2 protein-coding genes are annotated in these 1524 nt (G+C 48.4%); both read right to left on the bottom strand.

From position 1 onward, the window contains the following. Positions 1–213: 213 nt before the first annotated feature. Complete coding sequence (locus ACTXGO_RS13560) at positions 214–1242, bottom strand: methionine synthase (protein WP_443542664.1); 1029 nt, start codon at positions 1240–1242, stop codon at positions 214–216. A gap of 36 nt (positions 1243–1278) precedes the next feature. Further along, positions 1279–1524: putative oxygenase MesX (locus tag ACTXGO_RS13565; protein WP_443574893.1), on the bottom strand; the 246-nt coding region annotated here is incomplete at its 5' end.

A 1524-nucleotide genomic window follows, 5' to 3' on the forward strand; every position in this document is an offset into this window, starting at 1 on the left:
TTTATCAGCGCTTTTTTATCAAATGCGCTTAGCTGTAGGCTAGTTTTTTAACCGAGCTCAATCCAGCTCAATCCAGCTCAATCCAGCTCAATCCAGCATTGTAACTTTGTAATGTATAAAAGCTGAACTAAAAGCCCAGCCTACACGGATATAATTATACTTGTAACTGAGGCCATGCATGCAGGTAAACAAGCTAGCACTTGTTAAGAAATGCTAAGCGCTTAGCTCATTACGCACGATGGCCGCGCCTGCGCTTAACGCCGCAAGCTTACCGCGCGCTACTTGCCGTGACAAAGGGGCCATACCGCAGTTGGTCGACGGATAGAGCTTATCGGCGTCGACGAATTGTAGGACTTTACGTAGCGTATCAGCGACTTGTTCGGGCGTTTCGATATCATTGGTGGCGACATCGATAGCGCCGACCATCACCTTTTTACCGCGTATCAGCTCGATTAAATCTATCGGTACGTGCGAGTTTTGACACTCAAGCGAGACAATATCGATGCTTGATTGTTGCAATTTGGGAAAGGCTTGCTCGTATTGACGCCACTCTGAACCCAGTGTCTTCTTCCAGTCATTATTGGCTTTGATACCGTAGCCGTAGCAGATATGTACTGCCGTCTCGCACTTGAGGCCTTCGATAGCGCGCTCAAGCGTCGCAATACCCCAGTCATTGACATCATCAAAGAACACGTTAAAAGCAGGCTCATCGAACTGAATAATATCCACGCCAGCCGCTTCTAATTCGCGCGCCTCGGCGTTGAGAATGGTGGCAAACTCCCAAGCTAGTTTTTCACGGCTTTTATAATGGCTATCATACAGCGTATCGATCATGGTCATGGGCCCAGGTAGCGCCCATTTAATCGGCTGATCGGTCTGCGCGCGCAGGAATTTGGCGTCATCAACGAAAACGGCTTTGGGCCGGCTGACCGCATCCACCACTGTCGGCACACTCGCCTCATAGCGGTCACGAATTTTGACCGTTTTACGATTCTCAAAATCCACGCCGTCGAGATGCTCAATAAAGGTCGTCACAAAATGCTGACGGGTCTGCTCGCCATCGCTAACGATATCTATGCCCGCGTGTCTTTGCTCCTGCAATGTCAGACGTAGCGCATCCTGTTTGGCTTCAATGAGCTGATCCCCTTCTAGCGCCCAAGGAGACCAAATCTTCTCAGGTTCGGCCAGCCAAGAGGGTTTTGGCAAACTGCCTGCGGTTGAGGTTGGTAATAATAATGTCATAATATTCACTGTCTCTATTTTTTGTTATTTAAATTATTAAGCCGCGCGTTTTTTCACGCTATCATTGTTCAGCACAAAGCTTGCCGCCCACTCATCAAGGATAGTTTGATACGGTTTGATAAAGTCATCTTCGGTGAACTTGCCCTGCGTCACTGCCATCTGGCTACGCTCCGCGCGGTCATAGACGATTTGGGTTAGTGAATAGTCTTGGTACTTAAGGCTTGGCTGATACACCTGCCCCGCTCTTGAATTGGCATTATAAATCTCAGGTCGATAGATCTT

The organism is Psychrobacter sp. T6-1 (assembly GCF_052258445.1).

Bases quoted from the DNA above. Each gene is read 5' to 3' on its own strand.
- ACTXGO_RS13560 (WP_443542664.1), bottom strand. From the start codon at position 1,242: ATGACATTATTATTACCAACCTCAACCGCAGGCAGTTTGCCAAAACCC.